Source organism: Sphingomonas sp. 3P27F8 (assembly GCF_005502745.1).
Classification (GTDB): domain Bacteria; phylum Pseudomonadota; class Alphaproteobacteria; order Sphingomonadales; family Sphingomonadaceae; genus Sphingomonas.
This window is the reverse complement of the sequence record NZ_SCNL01000002.1, coordinates 291,792-309,490: the sequence shown is the minus strand read 5'-3', so window position 1 is coordinate 309,490 and position 17,699 is coordinate 291,792. Positions and strand designations below refer to the sequence as shown.

The following is a 17,699-nucleotide window of genomic DNA, read 5'->3' as shown; positions in this document are numbered from 1 at the left end:
CAGGAAGAACATGCCACAGATATCCCAGCTCGCCGCTACATACGCATCACAGATCTTCTGGCTGTTGCTGACGTTCGGCATCATCTTCTTCGTCGTCGGTCGCGGAATGCTGCCGAAGGTGCAGAAGACGATCGACTCGCGCGACCGGTCGGTCGCTGACGATCTCGCCGCCGCGTCCCGTGCGCGTGACGAGGCCGACAAAGCGGAAGAAGCATGGCGCCAGCGCGACCATGCGAACCGTGAGAAAGCGCAGGCGCTCGTCGCCGAGGCGCGTGGCCGGGCCGCAAAGGCGACCGAGGCGACGCTCCATGCCGCCAATGCCGAGCAGGCGACGAGAATCGCGTCCGGCGAGGCCGACATCCGCGCAGCCACGGCGCGCGCGCTCGGGGAGATCGAGGCCGTCGCGGCCGAGGCCGCGCAGGAAATCGTCACCCGAGTGTCGGGCGCAAGTGTTACGGTGGACGAGGCGAAGGGGGCCGTGAAGACGGTGATGGCGAATGGCTGATCTGGTTCTTCTATCCGCCGCCGCAGCCGAAGGCGCCGAGCATGCTGCTGATCCGGCGCTGTTCGGCGTGCTGAACAGCACCGTGTGGGTTTCGATCGCGATGGCAGTGTTCATCGCCATCGTTCTTTGGAAGGGCGGCGCGCGCGTCGTGGTGGCGATGCTCGATCGGCAGATCGCCGAGATCCGCAAACAGCTTGCGGAAGCAAAGAAACTGCGCGCCGAGGCCGAGGCGTTGCGCGACGAATATGCCCGCAAGATCACCGATGCGGAGAAGAGCGCGGCGGAGATGGCGACGCAGGCCGAGCACGAGGCCGAGGCTCTCGTCAGCCAGGCCCGGGCCGATGCCGCCGAACTGGTGCAACGCCGCGCGAAGATGGCCGAGGACAAGATCGCCGCGGCAGAGCGCGCGGCGATCGCCGAGGTGCGCGCCAAGACCGCCGATGCGGCGGCAAAGGCAGCCGCAGCGCTGATCGCCCAGCGCCATGGCGCGGATACCGACAAGGCGCTCGTCGATCGGACGATCGCGGGACTTGGCCGGCCGCACTGAGCGCCACGGCCGGGCTGGATATGAATGCGGGGCGGCCTTGCTGGTCGCCCCGTGTCGTTTGGGCGAGCTTGGACCGGTAAGGACACCCCCATCGGATGAGGTTCCGGGCCAAGCCTGTGCATGCGCTACGCACGGCGCTAGACGGGGTGCATGACAGACCCACGCGAATCGGGCCTTGCCTTTGATCCGAAATATGATGGCAACGGGCTGGTCACGGCGCTTGTCACCGATCGTGTCAGCGGCGACGTGTTGATGGTCGGCCATATGAATGCCGAAGCGCTGGCAGCGACGCTGGCCAGTGGGGAAGCGACCTTCTGGTCGCGCAGCCGCGGCCGGCTGTGGAAAAAGGGCGAGACGTCCGGAAACGTGCTTCGCGTTGTCGAAATGCGGGTCGATTGCGATCAGGACGCGCTATGGCTGATCGCCGATCCGGCCGGGCCAGCCTGTCATACGGGCGCGACGAGTTGCTTCTATCGTCGTGTCGCGGGCGGTGCACTGGAGCGGATCGATTGAGACGGTCTGCGATGGTGCTGCTTTCGGCCTTTGCGATGCTGGGGTGTGGCCGCGCGAGGGATGAAGTTACAAGCGATCGCAACAGCGCGGGCGCTCGCCTCGAACAGGCGGCGGCTGCGGCTGGGATAGTGGCCGACCCGCAGCGGATCGATCCGGTTGGCGCTTATGGCTCCGAGACGGATCGCGCGTGCATTGTGCGCGCTGGCGCCGGTTATCGGATCGGGGCCAGCGTGGATTATGGCGAAGGCCATGGTTGTACCGCCCGGGGTATCGCGAAGGGTGCGGGAAGGCTCAAGGTGTCGCTTGGCCAAGGCTGCCGGTTCGAGGCCCGATCCGATGGCGGAAAGCTCGTCTTCCCGCCGATACTGCCCGATGGCTGCGACCGGATGTGCACCGGGCGCGCGTCGCTCACGGCGCTGGTGGCGGAACGGCTGAGCGGGGCTGAATCCGAGGCCGCTGCGCTGCGCGGACTGGATGGGAGACCATTGTGTTCGTGATTTGCCCAGTTGACGTTAACGTAAGGCGATTGTAGTTTCGCTCAATGTCGAGCGTTGCCGCCTATGCCACGATTCCGTCACTGCCCGATCGCACCAGCTTTACCATCGCCGATCTTGCGAGTGAATTCGACGTTACCGCGCGGGCACTCCGTTTTTACGAGGACGAAGGGCTGATTTCGCCGGAACGGCGCGGCACAGCGCGCATCTATTCGCATCGCGATCGTGCCCGGCTGGCGTGGATATTGCGCGGCAAGCGCGTGGGCTTCAGCCTGGGCGAAATCCGCGAGATGATCGACCTCTATGATATCGGCGACGGCCGTCACACGCAGCGCGCCGTCACCATCGAGCGTTGCCGTGCGCGAATGGCAGCGCTGGACGCGCAGAAAAAAGATATCGACGCAGCGATCGAGGAACTGGGCGAATTCGTTAGCCTGCTCGAATCGGGCGAAACCAAGGAAGCCTGAACAATGCCACAATATGTGCCCCCGGTGCGCGACACGCGCTTCGTGCTCGATCATGTCGTGAAGCTTAACGGCTACACCAATCTGCCCGGTTTCGAGGCTGCGACCCCTGATATGGTCGATGCAGTGCTGGAAGAAGGCGGCCGCTTTGTCGCCGAGGTGCTTTTCCCGATCAACCAGTCCGGCGATCTGGAAGGCTGCACCCGCCATCCGGACGGGTCGGTGACGACGCCGAAGGGTTTCAAGGAAGCCTATGCCAAGTTCGTGGAATCCGGCTGGGGCACGCTCGCCGCGCCGGGGGAGTTTGGCGGGCAGAATATGCCGCACGTCGTTTCCACCGCGTTCCAGGAGTATATGATCTCCTCGAACATGGCTTTCGCGATGTATCCCGGGCTGGCGCACGGTGCGATCGCGGCGTTGCTGGTGAAAGGCTCGCCCGAGCAACAGCGGACCTATCTGCCGAAGATGATCGCCGGCGAGTGGGGCGGGACGATGAACCTGACGGAGCCGCAGTGCGGCACCGATCTCGGCCTCATCAAGACGAAGGCCGAGCCACAGGCAGACGGGTCGTACAGCATCACCGGCACGAAGATTTTCATCTCCGCAGGCGAGCATGACCTGACCGACAACATCATCCACCTCGTCCTGGCCAAGACGCCGGGCGCCCCGGACAGTTCGAAGGGCATCTCGCTGTTCGTGGTTCCCAAGGTTCTGGTCAACGCGGACGGCTCCCTCGGCGACCGCAACGCGGTGTCGTGCGGATCGATCGAGCACAAGATGGGCATCCACGCCAACGCCACGTGCGTGATGAATTATGACGGCGCGAAAGGCTGGCTGGTCGGCGAGGAGATGAAGGGCCTGGCCGCGATGTTCATCATGATGAACGCCGCGCGGCTGGGCGTGGGGCTGCAGGGCCTGGCGGTGGCCGAAACCGCTTATCAGAACGCGGTGCAATACGCTGCCGACCGCCGACAGGGTCGCGCGCTGACCGGTGCGGCCGAGCCGAGCGAGAAGGCTGATCCGCTTTTCGTCCACCCCGATGTTCGCCGGATGCTCATGCATGCCAAGGCCTGGACCGAGGGGCTGCGTGCGCTTTGTCTGTGGGGCGGCCTCCAGGTCGATCTGGAACATGCCGCGGGCACGGAGGAGGAGCGCCAGTCCGCCGCCGATCTGATCGGGCTGCTCACCCCCGTCATCAAGGGTGTCGGCACCGACAAGGGTTATGAAATCGCCACCAACGCGCAGCAGGTCTATGGCGGGCACGGCTACATCCAGGAATGGGGGATGGAGCAATATGTCCGCGATGCGCGGATTGCGATGATCTACGAAGGCACCAACGGCGTCCAGGCGATGGATCTCGTCGGTCGCAAGCTGGCGTCGAACGGGGGGCGCGCGGTGCAGGCCTTCTTCGCGCTGGTCGCGGGCGAGTGTGCGGCGGCGAAGGGGGATGCCGCTACCGCCGAATTCGCAACCCGGCTGGAAAAGGCGCTGGGCGAACTTCAGGCGGCGACGATGTGGTTCATGGGCAACCTCGCCAACCCGAACAACATCGGCGCGGGGGCGGTGCCCTATATGCACCTCACCGGGCTTGTCGCGGTCGGGTTGATGTGGCTGCGCATGGCGACCGCGGCGAGCGAGCTGAAGACGGCCGGGGAGGGCGACGCGGCGTTCCTCGACGCCAAGCTGGTTACCGCGCGATTCTTCGCGGAGCGCATGCTGCCTGAGGCTGGCTCGCTTCGCCGCCAGATCGAGGGCGGCGCGGACGCGGTGATGGCGTTGCCGCCGGAAATGTTCCGCGCGGCGTGAGTGCTGTGGCAAGAGGCGGCCGCTCTGCGGCTGCCTCCTGCCCAATGGTCGATGCACCGCGACCGGGTCGCAGGCATTATTTGCGCCCCGGCAGGTCAGCCGTTGTGTATCGATGCATGGCTTGTCATGCCTCGCGATGACGCGCGCCAACGTGTCACGCCACTCGCGCACGGCGTGGTGCCGGGGACGGGCAATTTTTCCAGCGTTTTCGTTCTCATGCGCGTCAGATGAGGCGCGTATCGTTTACCGTTATGCAGGATCGGCTGGCGCGTCCTTCACTTGGTCAAGCGGCACGAGCAGGGGCTTCCCACCCGCCGTTCCCCGCCATGCTGTAATGCCGTAAACCTTGGCCAGCATCGCATCGGTCAGGACATCGGCGGGTCGCCCGTCGCCGATCAGCCGCCCGTGATCGATCATCAGCAGCCGGTCGCAGAAGCGCGCCGCAACGCTCAGATCGTGGAGGACGACGATCACAAGCGCGCCGCTTTCGGCATGCGCGCGCAGAAGCGCCATGATCTCGAGCTGATGGCTGGGATCCAGCGAGGTCAGCGGCTCGTCCGCGATCAGCGCCTTCGCTTCCGTCGATAACGCCCGGGCCAGCATCACGCGGGCCAGTTCTCCGCCGGAAAGCTCGGTCGCCGTGCGGTTTGCCAGATGGGTCGTGCCGGTGTCTCGCATCGCCTGCTCGATCGCGGCCCGGTCGATTGCGGTGATCCTCGAGAAAGGGCCAAGATGGGGCAGCCGTCCCAGCCCGACCAGACGCGCCACCGTGATCGGCCAGTGGACGGCATAAGCTTGCGGAACGTAAGCTATTCGGCGGGCGAGGGCCGCGGCGGGGATGCCCTCGATATCCTGCGCATCGAGCGTCACGCGGCCGGCGGCGCGGGGAACGAGACCCACCAGCGACCGGGCGAACGTGGATTTGCCTGCGCCGTTGGGGCCGAGGACACCGATCATTTCGCCCCCCGTCATCGACAGGGTGATCCCCTCGATGACCGAAACGCCGCCAAGTCTTACAGACAGCCCCTCCGCCGTCAGCATCACCACAGCCTGCGCTCCCGCAGCAGATGATGAACGAAAACGGGCACGCCGAGAAAGGCCGTCAGTACGCCGAGCTTGAGTGGTGTCGCGGACGGGATGGTGCGGGTGCCGAGATCGGCAACAGTCAGAAGGACTGCTCCCGCCAGCGCAGACGGGATCAATATCGCCGACGGGCTGCGATCTGTAAGCGGACGGATCAGGTGCGGAACGATCAGCCCGACGAAACCGATGCTGCCCGCCACCGCCACCGCCCCGCCGATGCCGATAGCGATCCCCAGCATCAGACGTAGGCGCGTCCGCGCCAGATCGACGCCGAGCGTTTGCGCGGCATCCTCACCCAGAGACAGAGCGTCGAGCGCGCGGCCGTCCCACAACAGCAACGCGAGGCCCAAGATGACGCATGGCAAGGCGATCCACACATCTGCGTAGGACCGATCTTCAAGGCTGCCAAGCAGCCAGGTCGTGATCTCCATGGCGGCAAACGGATTGGGGGCAAGGTTCAGCGCCAGGCTGATCCCGGCGCTGCCCAGCGTACCCACCGCGACCCCGGCCAGAACAAGACTGAGCGTGCTTTCCCCGCGTCGAGACAACCAGGCCAGCGGGAGGAGCGCGATCAGCGCGCCCGCGATCGCGATCATTGGCAGCACGAGCGGGTGCGCGTCCGCAAGCCGCCAGTAGATCACGATCACCGCGCCCAGCGCTGCGACACTCGACACGCCGAGCACACCGGGATCCGCCAGGGGATTGCGGAGATAGCCCTGCATGGCGCCACCACTTGCCCCCAGCATCGCGCCGATCAGCAGCCCGAGCAGCGCGCGCGGCATGCGGAGTTGCAACAGGATCGCGCGGACGACCGGATCGCCGTGCCCGGTCAGGCCTGCCCACAAAGCCGTTGCGGAAAGGTGCGCCGGGCCGAACAGCAGCGAGAGAATTCCTGAGACGATCGTCGCTGCGATCAGCATGGGGATCAGCCACGCCGGATTGCGCGCAGGCGTCTGGTCGGGCACGTGCGGCCTCGTAAGATCGGTCATGCCCGTCACGTTCGTGTCCCGGGCGCATGAGCGAGCCGTAGCGGCGTTGCCGAAGGAAGCCTAGTGCGCATTGCCCATGTCCTGATCGCTGTCGGAGGCCTTGTCTCGATTGGTGCCGGCGCCCCGGCGCCAGTGCCCCAGCGCATCGTTTCGCTCAACATGTGTGCTGACCAGCTGCTGGTCGCACTTGCCGATCCGGGGCAGATCGCCGGTCTCACGGAATGGGCGCGCGATCCGGAGCTTTCGGCGGTCGCCGCGCAAGCCCGGTCGCTGCCGTTCACGCGCCACAGCGCGGAAGAGGTGATGGCGTTGCATCCCGATCTCGTCATCGGCGCGCCATTTCGCATCAAGGCCATTCTGTCTCCAGCGAAGGGGCGTGGCATCAGGATGGTGGAGTTCCCACAGACCGAGCAGGTCGGTGAGATCGAGGCGGCGATCCGTATCATCGCCGACGCCGTGGGCCATCCACAGCGAGGCGCGAGGCTGATCGCACAGATGCGTCGCGATCTTGCCGCGATCGGGCCGCCGCCCGGGCGCGGTCGTGTGGCGGCTTATTACCAGCGACAGGGTTATCTTACCGGAACCGGCACTCTCGTGGATGACATGATGCGACGCGTCGGCCTGGTCAATCTTGCCGGCAGGCTCGGGCGTCCGGCCCTGTCGAGATTGTCGCTTGAGGAATTGGTGCTCGCCAAGCCGGCGTTCGTCATCATGGATAGCGGCACCGGCGTTGCTGCCGACCGCGGTTCGGCTGCGTTGCATCATCCGTTGCTCAACGCTGCGATCCCCGCCGGGCGACGGCTGCACATCCCCGAGGCGTTGATCGTGTGCGGCGGACCGGCATACCCGCGCGCCGTCGCCTTGCTTGCCAGGCAGGTACGGGCTGCCGACCAGCTCGCTCGATGAGGTGAACGACAACGAAAGTCACGCGGGGCGAGCGCGGCAGGCATGATGACATGCATAACGCGACATCCAGAAAACGTGGCCGACCATGCAATCGCAAAAATGGTCGGCCACTGGGGGATCAGAAACGCACCTTCACGCCGCCGTATGCCGCACGGCGCGAGGCGTTGAACGTGAACACCTCCTGGTATTTCGTGTCGAGCAGGTTCTCGACCCGCCCGAACACCTGGATGTGGCTGTTCAGATCATAAGCAGCGTTGAAGTTGACCAGCGTGAACGCCTTCATCGATACCAGCAGCCGGCTGTAATTCGCGTTGAACGCATAGTCGCGCTGACTGCCATTATAACGCACCGTGAGCGTCGCCGTCAGTGGCAGGGCTTCCGGGGCATAGCTGACGTTGACCGAGGCGGTGTTCTTCGGCCGCCGAACCGCCTGCGTGGTAATCGGCACGGGCGATTGGAAGCCGCCGTTGGCGGGCGCCGGCCCGGCAAGCGCATTGATCGTCTGGGGCGCGTTCAGATATGTGTAAGCCGCATCTAAGCGGAAGTCGCGGACCCTGGCCGTGGCGTAAACCTCGACCCCCTCCTGCGTCGTCCTGACGTTATTGTTGTAGCTTTGCTGCAGATAGGCGCCCGTCGCCTGGACGAAAACATAAGTGGTGTCGATTTGATCGATGAAGCGGTTGCGGAAGTATGTGGCTCCGATTTTAGCCGCCGAACCGATAAAGCTCTGCTCGACGCCCGCCTCCCAGCCTTCGGATTTTTCAGGCCGGAGATTGGCATTGCCGATATAGATGCCGTCGGAATAGCCGAACAGTTCCGCCGCAGTCGGCGCCTTGATGCCGGTTCCGTACGCGCCGTGAAGGCGTGTTCCGGTGGGCAGAAGATAGCTGGCGGTGGCACGATAGGTCGCGGCATCCTGGAACAGGCTGTAATGATCGATGCGGGCCGATGCGCCCAGCGCGAGCCGCTCATCGATCGTGACATCATATTGCGCTACATAGCCGGTCGTATCCAGCGTGTGCTTGCTGTTATCGGAAAAGCCGCCCGGCGTCGTATTGCGGAATTCCTGCCGCTCCCAGTCGGCCGCCAGCGTGAAGCGGTTCTTCACCCGCTCATTGCCGAAGCGCACCGTGCTGTTGAACGAGGCGCGATACCGCCGGCCGACATCGCCAAAGGCACGACCGGAAAGTCCGTAGCTGTCTCGCGTGGTGTCGCTCAGCGCGCCGGAGAGTGAATTGCTCCATGCGTCGTCAAACAGCGACCAGCTCGCGCCGACCAATCCGTACCAGCCTTTGTTGCGATATCGGTTCCCCGGCGTGTCAACCGCGGTAATGACCGGATATCCCTGCACGATCGGGGAGGTGGGCGCAATCGCCTGATCATCCAGATCGGCTCTGGTGAGGCTATAACGGCCCACCGCCGTCAATTTGAAATTCGGTGCCGGGGTCCAGTTCACCTTGCCGGTTGCGCCAAGGCTGTCGGAGCCGAGATCGCGGTTGCCTCCGGGCGCGACAGGATAGCCGTCGGTTCGATAATAGGACGAGGATAGCGCATAATCGACGGTGTCACCGACGATTCCCGCAGCGCGACCGCCCGCGGAAATCGTCCCCATCGATCCCCCCTCAATGCGCGCGACGTAACCCGGCCTCTCGCGCCCGGAAAGAGTAGTGTAGCTGATGACGCCGCCGATCGCGTCCGATCCGTAGAGCGAACTCTGCTGGCCGCGCAGCACCTCGATGCGGGCGGCCTCGTCGTTCAGCAGCGTGCCGAAATCATATTCGCCGCTATATGGATCGTCCGCCTTGATCCCGTCGATGAAGACGAGCGTGTGATTGCTTTCCGCGCCCCGAATGCGGACCTGCGTGAGGCCGCCCACGGCGCCGTTGCGGTTAACCGCGACCCCGGGCACGTCGCGCAGTGCATCTGACAGGATCCGGGTTTGCCGGGCCTGCAGATCTGCATCGGTGATGACCGTGACGGACGAGCCGACAAGATCGAGCGGAATGGCATCGCCGGAGCGCGTTGCCGTCACTACGACATCGCCATCGCGCGTTATCGTATCGGTGGTGGAGCCTGCCGCATTATCGTCGGCTGGTGGCGTCTGTCCGCTCTGGGCGTTGGCCTGACCCGCGATGGCGAGCGCGAGCATGGAAACAAGAATGATCTTCATAGGATACCCCCGCGTCGAATTGGCGACGCGGCGGGGCCGTTCTCGCATGCGCGAACGCCGACGAACGCAGGGCGAACGGACGCTCTGTCCGACCTGCGCGCGCCGTTGCGGCCCCAGCCGCACGGTTCGTCGCTCGAACGGAGTAACATCCGTGCTCTGGCCAAACCTTGGACCACAGCATGAGCGACAGCGCCGGAAGGTCTCCTGGCTTGCGGGTCACCGCGCGATGCACGCCTTCCCAGGCTCGAAACCAGCCCAGTGGCTGTCCGGCATCGGCCGGACATGTGCGTCGCGCTATCCGCTCACAGTTGCAAGGACAGCCACGGATTTGGATGGCAGGCCACCCGCACCGCGTTCCGCTTTTTCAGCCTCTTTCAAGGCACCGGCGCGATCTCGGAAACCAGGCTTTCGCCGGGCTTCCGGGGCGCGCACTATCCTAATAGACAACGGGTGCCAATCGATTTCGCGGAAGGGCGCCGATCACGCGTGCAGCGCGATACGCCCGGCATCCGGCCCATCCTCAATAACTACGTGGAAGGCCCAGGACGTGTTCCGCCAGGAACGACAGGATGAGGTTCGTCGAGATCGGCGCGACCTGATAGAGACGCGTTTCGCGGAATTTGCGCTCCACGTCATATTCCTCGGCGAAGCCGAAGCCGCCGTGCGTCTGGATGCAGACGTTCCCCGCCTCGACCGAGGCATCGGCGGCGAGCATCTTCGCCATGTTCGCCTCCGCGCCGTTGGGCTTGCCCGCCTCGTACAGTCGCGCGGCCTCATGCACCATCAGCTCGGCCGCGCGCATGTTGGCATAGGCGCGCGCGATCGGGAAGGAGATGCCCTGGTTCTTGCCGATCGCGCGGCCGAACACATGCCGTTCGCCGGCATAATCGACCGATCTCGTCGTGAACCATTTCGCATCGCCGACGCATTCCGCCGCGATCAGCACGCGCTCCGCGTTCATGCCCGAGAGGATATAGCGAAATCCCTTGCCCTCCTCGCCGAGCAGATTGGCGGCCGGAATGCGCATATTGTCGAAGAACACTTCGGTCGTGGCGTGGTTCATCATCGTGCGGATCGGGCGGATGGTGAGCGATTTGCCGACCACCTCGCGCATGTCGACGATGAAGGTGGAGAGGCCGTCAGTTTTCTTGGCCACCTGATCGCGCGGCGTGGTGCGCGCCAGAAGCAGCATCAGATCGGAATGCTCGGCGCGGCTCGTCCAGATCTTCTGGCCGTTGACGATATACTCATCGCCGTCGCGCACCGCCGTGGTGCGCAGCGCGGTGGTGTCGGTTCCGCTGGTCGGCTCCGTCACCCCGAACGCCTGCAGGCGCAGCTCGCCGGTGGCGATCCTGGGGAGATAGGCGCGTTTCTGCTCCTCCGATCCATGGCGCAAAATCGTGCCCATCGTGTACATCTGCGCATGGCACGCGCCCCCGTTGCAGCCGGCGGCCTGAATCGTCTCCAGGATCGCCGCCGCTGCCGACAGTCCCAATCCGGAGCCGCCATATTCCTCCGGGATCAGCACCGAGAGATAGCCCGCCTCCGTCAGCGCGCGGACGAAGGCGGTCGGATATTCGCGCTTCTCGTCCAGCCCGCGCCAGTATTCGCCGGGAAAATCGGCGCAGAGCTTGCGGACGCCTTCGCGGATCTCAGGGAAGTTCTCTTCGTCAAAGGGGCTTAGGATCATGTGGCGTTATGGCTTTACGAACTTGTAGATGAACTGATCGGTCTTGCCGCGGATCGCGGGATCGAACACCGTCGCGGTGTGCGGATCGGCCGGATTGGCATAGAGCGAACTGCTGGCGGCGAGCCGGAAACCGACGCCGGTGATTTCCTTCTTCGTTGCCTCGGCATCGCCGCGATGCAGCGCTTCGGCAGCGGAGAACGGCGTCTTGCCCGCGCTGCCCACGTGATCCACCACGAGCAGCACCCCGCCTGGCTTCAACGCGTCGAAGAGTTTCTTCGCGATCGTCGCGCCGGCGCCGGCCGGCGATTTGGCAAGATGCAGATCGTGCCAGTTCTCGACGGTGATGATGGCGTCCAGATCCCTCGGAAGTGTAAAGCTCGCCAGCGACTCGCGCACCGCCACAGCATTGGCATAAGGCTTGACCGCGGCATCCTGATCGGTGCCGTAAGCCGCTTTGTAGGCGATGAATTCAGTGGGCTGATAGGCATAGACCTTGCCCTTATCGCCAACCGTCTTCGCCAGGATGCGGGTCCAGTAGCCGCCGCCCATGATGAAATCGGCCACCTTGTCGCCGGGCTTTATGCCCGTGAAGGCGAGCAGTTCGGCGGGATGGCGAGCGGCATCGCGCTCCACATCCTTGGCGGGCCGCGCGGGATCGGCGAGCGCGGCGTGCACCGCGTGATCGCCCATGTTGTGCGTCTCGTGCTGGGCGAAAGCGGGCGCGGCGAGCAGCAGCGCGGCGCAAGCGGTGGCAGTGGCGAATCGCATCGGGATTATCCTCTCCTGTCCTGAGCCCGCTCTATCACATTGCTGGCGACGGCAAGCGCCCCTAGATTCGGTGCGATGTCTTCTTATGGCCCCCCCGATCGCTTCAATGAGGAAAAGGCGACCTACGCCGTTCGCGGCGCGGATGCGCCCGATCTGGAGGGCGGCGTCGCGGCGATACGCAATGTGGTGCAGACGCTGCCGCAGAAATCCGGCGTCTATCGGATGCATGATGCGCGCGGCGACGTGCTCTACGTGGGCAAGGCCCGTGCGCTGAAGAACCGCGTGTCCAACTATACGCAGGTCGAGCGGCTGCCGCGCCGGTTGCAGCGGATGGTCGCGCTCACCCGGTCGATGACGATCGTGACCACGAATAACGAGGCTGAGGCGCTGCTGCTCGAGGCGCAGCTCATCAAGCGGTATCGCCCGGCCTATAACGTGCTGTTGCGCGACGATAAATCATTCCCGTTCATCCTTTTGCGTGCCGATCATGAGTTTCCGCGCATCCAGAAGCATCGCGGTGCGCGGCGCGCGAAGGGGGATTATTACGGCCCGTTCGCCAGCGCCGGCAGCGTCAACAACACGCTCAACGCGCTCCAGAAGTTGTTCCTTCTGCGAAGCTGCACCGACGGCTTCTTCAAGACGCGCGACCGTCCATGCCTCCTCTATCAGATCAAGCGCTGCTCGGCGCCGTGCGTGGGGCGGATCGATCCAGCAGGTTACGCCGAGCTGATGGCGGATGCGAAGAAGTTTCTCTCCGGCAAGACAACCGACGTTCAGGCCAAGCTCGGCGCGCAGATGACGGCCGCAGCGGAGGCGATGGACTTCGAGCAGGCCGCTGTACTGCGCGATCGGCTGAAGGCGCTTACCTTCATTCAGGGCAGCCAGTTCATCAACGCCGAGGGGGTGGGCGACGCGGATATATTCGCGTTAGCCAGTCATGAGGGGGTGATCGGCATCCAGGCGTTCTTCATTCGTGGCGGGCAGAACTGGGGCCACCGCAGTTTCTTCCCCACGCATACTGCCGACGTGCCCGAAGACGAGGTTCTCCAGCAGTTCCTGATGCAATTCTATGAGGAGGTGCCCCCGGCGCGCAATGTTCTGGTCGACCGGGCGGTGCCGGAAGCGGCACTCCTGGCGGAGGCGCTGACCGACGTCGCCGGCCGCAAGGTGGTGATCGAGGTGCCGCAGCGCGGCACCCGGCGACGGCTCATGGACCAGGCGAAGCGAAATGCGGAGGAGGCGCTCGAACGCCGGCTCGCGGAGAGCACGACGCAGGCGAAGCTCAACCGCGAGGTCGCCGAGCTGTTCGGGCTGGCCGAGCCGCCGCAGCGCATCGAGATCTACGATAACAGTCATATCCAGGGCACGAACGCGCTGGGCGCGATGGTGGTCGCGGGCCCGGAAGGCTTCCGCAAGGGGCAGTATCGCAAGTTCAACATCCGCGACAAGAATACCGTCCCCGGCGACGATTTCGGGATGATGCGCGAGGTGCTGACACGCCGCTTCGCCCGCGCGCTGGAGGAAGATCCCGATCGGGACGGCGAAACCTGGCCGGATCTCGTGCTGCTCGATGGCGGGCGCGGGCAACTCAATGCGGCGAAGGCGGTGCTGGAGGAACTCGGAATCGAGGATATCTGCATGGTCGGCATCGCCAAGGGGCCGCATCACGGGCGGGAGGGGCGCGAGGTTTTCCATCTTATGGACGGCCGGGAATTCACCCTGCCGGTGAATGCGCCGGTGCTATTCTATCTCCAGCGTCTCCGCGACGAGGTGCACCGTTTCGCGATCGGCGCACATCGCGAAAAACGCGCAAAGGCAATGGGCGCGAGCCCGTTGGATGAGGTGCCGGGCATCGGCCCGGCGCGGAAGAAGGCGCTGCTGATGCATTTCGGCACCGGGCGGGCCGTGCGCAACGCGAGCCTTGAGGATCTTCAGAAGGCGCCTGGTGTGTCAGCTGCCGTGGCGAGGCAGGTATATGATTTCTATCATGCGAAATAGCGCCGCCGCTGGCCACGCCATTGGGCCGGTGTGCACCTTTGCGGTTTGTTCATCCCCGGAACATATATCCCGCGCAGATGCACGTTTTCCTGACGATCGACACCGAGTTGAGCTGGCGGCATCACGCCGCCGGGCTATCGGCTGCCGGCGTCGTGATGCGCTCGCTCGAACCCGCCGATGTAGGCATCACGCACCAGCTCGATGTGCTGGCGCGGCACCGGCTGAAGGCGACATTCTTTGTCGATCCGATGCCGGCGCTGGTCTATGGCATCGAGCCAATCCGCACGGTGGTGAAGACGATCCTCGCCGCCGGGCAGGAAGTGCAGCTTCATCTTCACCCTAACTGGCGCGGCGCCTCGCTCGACGATCGTGAGCGGCACGGCGGCTTCGAGTTGAGTGGCTTTTCCCGCGAGGAGCAGCGCGCCCTGATTGTCCGCGCGATGGCGCTGCTGGTCGAGGCCGGCGCGCCGATGCCGATCGCCTTTCGTGGCGGCAGCTACGCCGCGAATGACAATACACTGGCGGCGCTGGCGTCCCTCGGGTTCGCTTATGACAGCAGCCACAATGGTGCCGAGCATCCGTGGCCAAGTGCGATCGATCTTCCGCCGATCCAGATCGCGCCGGTCGCCCGGCTCGGTATTGTCGAGGTGCCCGTCACGGTGATCGAGGATCAGCCGGATCAGCGCCGCCCGTTTCAGGTGTGTGCGCTGTCGATCCGCGAGCAGACCGCCGCGCTCGATCATGCGGTGGCGGCCGGGCATGTCGCCACAACCATCGTCGGCCATAGTTTCGAACTCGCGGTGCGCAATGGCACGCGGCCAAACATGATCCATGCGCGCCGGTTCGCGCAATTGTGCGAACTGCTGGATGCGCGCCGTTTGGAGGCGCCGACGGTGCATTTCCGTGATCGTCCTGACATGCCGCTCGGCCGGCCGGATCAGCCGCTTCCCCCGCATTACAGCCGTCGTCGCCTGCGACAGGTGGAGCAGGCGTGGTCGAACATCATCGAGGAGCGCGCGGTGTGAGCGCCAGTGCGCTCCGGCTCCAGATCGGTGCCCGCACCATTGCCGAAGTGCCGCGACGCTTGCGCCGGGTGGCGCTGTCGCTCGATCAGGCGCTCGGGGCGGAGCTGCCCGAACTTCCGCCGCTTGATAGCGCCGAGCATGGTTATCTGCTCACCTCACTGCCGGATGCGCTGTCACCTTCGTGGCCGGGCATCGCGTTCGTCCGCCAGCGCTACATCCGCTATTTTGTCGATCTCCGGGCGGGCGAGGCGGCGTGGCTGGCGGGACTGTCCGGCAACGCCCGCGCGACGATGAAGCGCAAGGAAAAGAAGCTCGCGGCCGCGAACGGCGGAACGCTGGACGTGCGCCGCTACCGTACGCCTGCCGAGCTGGCCGAATGTCATCCACTGGCGCGAGCCGTGTCCGAAACGACTTATCAGGAACGGTTGCTCGGTTCCGGGCTGCCCGCCGATCCGGCGCACGGGCAGGCGCTGGCGGCCGAAGACGGGGTCCGCGCGTGGCTGCTGTTCCTGCGTGACGTACCGATCGCGTATCTCTGGTGCGGCGCGGATGGGAATACGTTGCGCTACGATCATGTTGGGCACGATCCGGTGCACGGCGCACTTTCTCCCGGCAGCGTGCTGATGGCGGTCGCGCTGGCGGATCTGTTCGGCGATCGCTTCCGCCGGTTCGACTTCACCGAGGGCGAGGGGCAGCACAAGCGCGCGTTCGCGAGCGGCGGCATCCGCTGCCGCGATCTGCTGCTGCTGCGACCCACGCTCGCCAATCGCGCGGTGGTCGCAGCGGTTAGCGGGTTCGACACCACGATGCGGCTCGCCGCGCGCGCCGCGCGGACGCCGGCACTCGCCAGGATCGCGCGCCGCCTCCGACGCGCCTGAGCGATGGCGCGGTGCGCCGCGCCGTCTTACATATCGCTGATGCACCTGGTTGCCGATGCCATCGTTCTCGCCGTTCGTGCTCATGGCGAACATGGTGCGGTCGTACGTGCGCTCACCGCGTCGGATGGGGTTCAGCCCGGCTATGTGCGCGGCGGGCGCTCGCGGCGGATCGGGCCGGTGCTCCAGCCGGCGAACCTGATCCGTGGCGAATGGCGCGCGCGCAGCGATGACCAGCTTGCCGCGCTGACCGTGGAACTGCTGCACAGCCGCGCCGGATTGTTCGCCGCGCCGCTGCCCGCCGCCGCGATCGAGTGGCTGAGTGCGTTAACTGCGGTGACGCTGCCTGAGGCGCAACCCTTTCCCCGTCTTCACGATGCGCTTGCCGGGGTATTGGACGCGATCGAGGCGGCCCCGGCCGCGCGCGGTTGGGCGGGGAGCGTTGCACGGTATGAGCTATTGCTCCTCGCCGAGCTCGGCTTCGGCCTGGATCTCTATCGGTGCGCGGTGACGGGGGAGGCGGGTGATCTCGCCTTCGTCAGCCCGAAAAGCGGCGCGGCGGTGAGTCGTGCGGCGGCGACCGGCTACGAATCGCGGCTGTTCGCGCTGCCGCCATTTCTCCGCGAGGGCGGCGAGGCAGGGTGGAGCGATGTGCTCGCGGCACTTGACCTGACCGGCCATTTTCTGGCGCGCGACATTCTCGTCGATCGCCGCGCCGAGCTCCTCGTCGCACGCGGGCGCCTGCTCGATCGGCTGAAAAGGGTGGTTGCCTGATCGCACGCAGCGCCTAAGAGCACGCGCGAACGAAAGGGACATTCATGGCAGTGATCGCGATCCTCGCCGGCGACGGCATCGGCCCCGAAGTGACCATCGAGGCGAGGCGGGTGATCGAGGCACTCGGGCTCGGGCTTTCGTTTGAAGAGGCGCTGGTGGGCGGTGCCGCCTATCATGCGACCGGCCATCCGTTGCCGTCCGAAACGCTGGCGGTGGCGCGGCGCGCGGACGCGATCCTGTTCGGCGCGGTCGGCGATCCCGGCTGCGACGGGCTGGAACGTCATCTGCGCCCTGAACAGGCGATCCTCGGGCTGCGCAAGGAGCTCGCCCTGTTCGCCAATCTGCGCCCCGCCAAGCTGTTCGCCGGGCTGGAGGATGCGTCCGCGCTCCGCCCGGAAGTGGCGCGGGCGATCGATCTGCTGATCGTTCGCGAACTGAACGGCGATGTATATTTCGGCGAGAAGGGCATGCGCACCACGTCGGCCGGCCTGCGCCAGGGATATGACGTGATGAGTTACGACGAGGCAGAGGTGCGCCGTATCGCGATCGCGGGATTTGAAGCGGCGCGCCGGCGGCGCAACAGATTGTGCTCGGTGGACAAGGCCAATGTGCTCGAAACGTCGCAGCTCTGGCGCGATGTGGTGATCGAGACGGCGGCGGATTACGCGGATGTCGAGCTGACGCACATGTATGTCGATAACGCGGCGATGCAGCTTGTGCGCAATCCCGGACAGTTCGACGTGATCGTCACCGGCAACCTCTTTGGTGATATCCTGTCCGATCAGGCATCGATGTGCGTGGGGTCGATCGGGCTGCTGCCGTCGGCCTCCCTCGATGCAGCCGGCAAGGGGCTGTACGAGCCGATTCATGGCTCCGCGCCGGATATCGCGGGGCAGGGGAAGGCGAACCCCTGCGCGGCGATCCTTTCCGCCGCGATGATGCTGAGGCACTCGCTCAAACTGGCGGATGCGGCCGATCGCGTCGAGGCGGCGGTGGCGAAAGCGCTGGCGGCTGGCAAGCGCACCGGGGATATCGGGGGCGCCTGCTCCACGCGCGAAATGGGCGATGCGGTCGTGGCGGCGCTGTAACCGG

17 protein-coding genes and 1 riboswitch are annotated in these 17,699 nt (G+C 65.3%); of the genes, 12 read left to right on the top strand and 5 right to left on the bottom strand.

Annotation, left to right across the window (positions count from 1 at the left end; translation table 11 throughout):
• Positions 1–10 precede the first annotated feature (10 nt).
• The 6 genes from FFS35_RS04025 to FFS35_RS04000 all read left to right on the top strand — a co-directional run bounded on the left by FFS35_RS04025 (position 11) and on the right by FFS35_RS04000 (position 4,329).
• Complete coding sequence (locus tag FFS35_RS04025; RefSeq protein WP_137785818.1) at positions 11–505, top strand: ATPase; 495 nt, start codon at positions 11–13, stop codon at positions 503–505.
• Positions 498–1,052 (top strand): F0F1 ATP synthase subunit B, encoded by a 555-nt coding sequence (locus tag FFS35_RS04020; RefSeq protein ID WP_137785817.1) that lies wholly within the window; start codon positions 498–500, stop codon positions 1,050–1,052. The genes FFS35_RS04025 and FFS35_RS04020 overlap by 8 nt, the downstream gene beginning before the upstream one ends.
• A gap of 150 nt (positions 1,053–1,202) precedes the next feature.
• Positions 1,203–1,565, top strand: a complete 363-nt coding sequence (gene hisI / locus FFS35_RS04015; protein ID WP_137785816.1) for a phosphoribosyl-AMP cyclohydrolase — start codon at positions 1,203–1,205, stop codon at positions 1,563–1,565.
• A complete protein-coding gene (locus tag FFS35_RS04010) occupies positions 1,562–2,062 on the top strand; it encodes a hypothetical protein (RefSeq protein WP_249341437.1) in 501 nt (166 codons plus the stop codon). Before hisI ends, FFS35_RS04010 begins: the two co-directional genes overlap by 4 nt.
• 44 nt (positions 2,063–2,106) lie before the next feature.
• Positions 2,107–2,526, top strand: coding sequence for a MerR family DNA-binding transcriptional regulator (locus FFS35_RS04005; protein WP_137785815.1), 420 nt, complete (start codon positions 2,107–2,109; stop codon positions 2,524–2,526).
• A 3-nt stretch (positions 2,527–2,529) separates the two neighbouring features.
• On the top strand, positions 2,530–4,329 hold the full coding sequence (locus FFS35_RS04000; protein ID WP_137785814.1) for an acyl-CoA dehydrogenase C-terminal domain-containing protein: 1,800 nt from the start codon (positions 2,530–2,532) through the stop codon (positions 4,327–4,329).
• 249 nt (positions 4,330–4,578) lie between these two features.
• Here FFS35_RS04000 and FFS35_RS03995 read toward each other — a convergent pair whose 3' ends face one another.
• Together FFS35_RS03995 and FFS35_RS03990 are read right to left on the bottom strand one after the other, a co-directional pair.
• Positions 4,579–5,376, bottom strand: a complete 798-nt coding sequence (locus FFS35_RS03995) for an ABC transporter ATP-binding protein (RefSeq protein ID WP_137785813.1) — start codon at positions 5,374–5,376, stop codon at positions 4,579–4,581.
• Positions 5,370–6,401 (bottom strand): iron ABC transporter permease, encoded by a 1,032-nt coding sequence (locus FFS35_RS03990; protein ID WP_137785812.1) that lies wholly within the window; start codon positions 6,399–6,401, stop codon positions 5,370–5,372. The genes FFS35_RS03995 and FFS35_RS03990 overlap by 7 nt, the downstream gene beginning before the upstream one ends.
• Positions 6,402–6,464: 63 nt before the next feature.
• Between FFS35_RS03990 and FFS35_RS03985 the strand changes: the two genes are divergently transcribed.
• Positions 6,465–7,307, top strand: a complete 843-nt coding sequence (locus tag FFS35_RS03985; RefSeq protein WP_137785811.1) for an ABC transporter substrate-binding protein — start codon at positions 6,465–6,467, stop codon at positions 7,305–7,307.
• A gap of 118 nt (positions 7,308–7,425) precedes the next feature.
• Here FFS35_RS03985 and FFS35_RS03980 read toward each other — a convergent pair whose 3' ends face one another.
• From FFS35_RS03980 to FFS35_RS03970, 3 genes are all read right to left on the bottom strand, one after another.
• Positions 7,426–9,477 (bottom strand): TonB-dependent receptor, encoded by a 2,052-nt coding sequence (locus FFS35_RS03980; RefSeq protein ID WP_137785810.1) that lies wholly within the window; start codon positions 9,475–9,477, stop codon positions 7,426–7,428.
• A 176-nt stretch (positions 9,478–9,653) separates the two neighbouring features.
• Positions 9,654–9,879: riboswitch (cobalamin riboswitch) on the bottom strand.
• Between the two features lie 118 nt (positions 9,880–9,997).
• Positions 9,998–11,167: an acyl-CoA dehydrogenase family protein gene (locus tag FFS35_RS03975; RefSeq protein WP_137785809.1), complete on the bottom strand. Its 1,170-nt coding sequence runs from the start codon at positions 11,165–11,167 to the stop codon at positions 9,998–10,000.
• A gap of 6 nt (positions 11,168–11,173) precedes the next feature.
• Positions 11,174–11,935: a class I SAM-dependent methyltransferase gene (locus FFS35_RS03970; protein ID WP_137785808.1), complete on the bottom strand. Its 762-nt coding sequence runs from the start codon at positions 11,933–11,935 to the stop codon at positions 11,174–11,176.
• 75 nt (positions 11,936–12,010) lie between these two features.
• On the opposite strand from FFS35_RS03970, the gene uvrC reads away from it, so the two are divergent.
• From uvrC to leuB, 5 genes are all read left to right on the top strand, one after another.
• On the top strand, positions 12,011–13,933 hold the full coding sequence (gene uvrC, locus FFS35_RS03965; RefSeq protein ID WP_137785807.1) for an excinuclease ABC subunit UvrC: 1,923 nt from the start codon (positions 12,011–12,013) through the stop codon (positions 13,931–13,933).
• Positions 13,934–14,010: 77 nt separating this feature from the next.
• The gene (locus tag FFS35_RS03960) at positions 14,011–14,958 is read left to right on the top strand and encodes a polysaccharide deacetylase family protein (protein WP_137785806.1); all 948 of its coding nucleotides are present in this window, start codon (positions 14,011–14,013) and stop codon (positions 14,956–14,958) included.
• Positions 14,955–15,836 carry a GNAT family N-acetyltransferase gene (locus FFS35_RS03955; protein ID WP_249341436.1) on the top strand — a complete coding sequence of 294 codons (882 nt, stop codon included), beginning with the start codon at positions 14,955–14,957 and terminating at the stop codon, positions 15,834–15,836. The genes FFS35_RS03960 and FFS35_RS03955 overlap by 4 nt, the downstream gene beginning before the upstream one ends.
• A 39-nt stretch (positions 15,837–15,875) precedes the next feature.
• The gene (gene recO / locus FFS35_RS03950) at positions 15,876–16,607 is read left to right on the top strand and encodes a DNA repair protein RecO (protein ID WP_137785804.1); all 732 of its coding nucleotides are present in this window, start codon (positions 15,876–15,878) and stop codon (positions 16,605–16,607) included.
• Positions 16,608–16,651: 44 nt separating this feature from the next.
• Positions 16,652–17,695 (top strand): 3-isopropylmalate dehydrogenase, encoded by a 1,044-nt coding sequence (leuB, locus tag FFS35_RS03945; protein ID WP_137785803.1) that lies wholly within the window; start codon positions 16,652–16,654, stop codon positions 17,693–17,695.
• The last annotated feature ends 4 nt before the right edge of the window (positions 17,696–17,699 follow it).

What these genes read in the sequence shown, in the direction of transcription:
- FFS35_RS03975 (WP_137785809.1), bottom strand. Translation starts at nt 11,167, where the DNA reads ATGATCCTAAGCCCCTTTGACGAAGAGAACTTCCCTGAGATCCGCGAA.
- FFS35_RS03980 (WP_137785810.1), bottom strand. Translation starts at nt 9,477, where the DNA reads ATGAAGATCATTCTTGTTTCCATGCTCGCGCTCGCCATCGCGGGTCAG.
- FFS35_RS04000 (WP_137785814.1), top strand. Translation starts at nt 2,530, where the DNA reads ATGCCACAATATGTGCCCCCGGTGCGCGACACGCGCTTCGTGCTCGAT.
- recO (WP_137785804.1), top strand. Translation starts at nt 15,876, where the DNA reads ATGCACCTGGTTGCCGATGCCATCGTTCTCGCCGTTCGTGCTCATGGC.
- FFS35_RS03960 (WP_137785806.1), top strand. Translation starts at nt 14,011, where the DNA reads ATGCACGTTTTCCTGACGATCGACACCGAGTTGAGCTGGCGGCATCAC.
- FFS35_RS04020 (WP_137785817.1), top strand. Translation starts at nt 498, where the DNA reads ATGGCTGATCTGGTTCTTCTATCCGCCGCCGCAGCCGAAGGCGCCGAG.
- leuB (WP_137785803.1), top strand. Translation starts at nt 16,652, where the DNA reads ATGGCAGTGATCGCGATCCTCGCCGGCGACGGCATCGGCCCCGAAGTG.
- FFS35_RS04025 (WP_137785818.1), top strand. Translation starts at nt 11, where the DNA reads ATGCCACAGATATCCCAGCTCGCCGCTACATACGCATCACAGATCTTC.
- FFS35_RS03990 (WP_137785812.1), bottom strand. Translation starts at nt 6,401, where the DNA reads ATGACCGATCTTACGAGGCCGCACGTGCCCGACCAGACGCCTGCGCGC.
- uvrC (WP_137785807.1), top strand. Translation starts at nt 12,011, where the DNA reads ATGTCTTCTTATGGCCCCCCCGATCGCTTCAATGAGGAAAAGGCGACC.
- FFS35_RS04005 (WP_137785815.1), top strand. Translation starts at nt 2,107, where the DNA reads ATGTCGAGCGTTGCCGCCTATGCCACGATTCCGTCACTGCCCGATCGC.
- FFS35_RS03970 (WP_137785808.1), bottom strand. Translation starts at nt 11,935, where the DNA reads ATGCGATTCGCCACTGCCACCGCTTGCGCCGCGCTGCTGCTCGCCGCG.
- hisI (WP_137785816.1), top strand. Translation starts at nt 1,203, where the DNA reads ATGACAGACCCACGCGAATCGGGCCTTGCCTTTGATCCGAAATATGAT.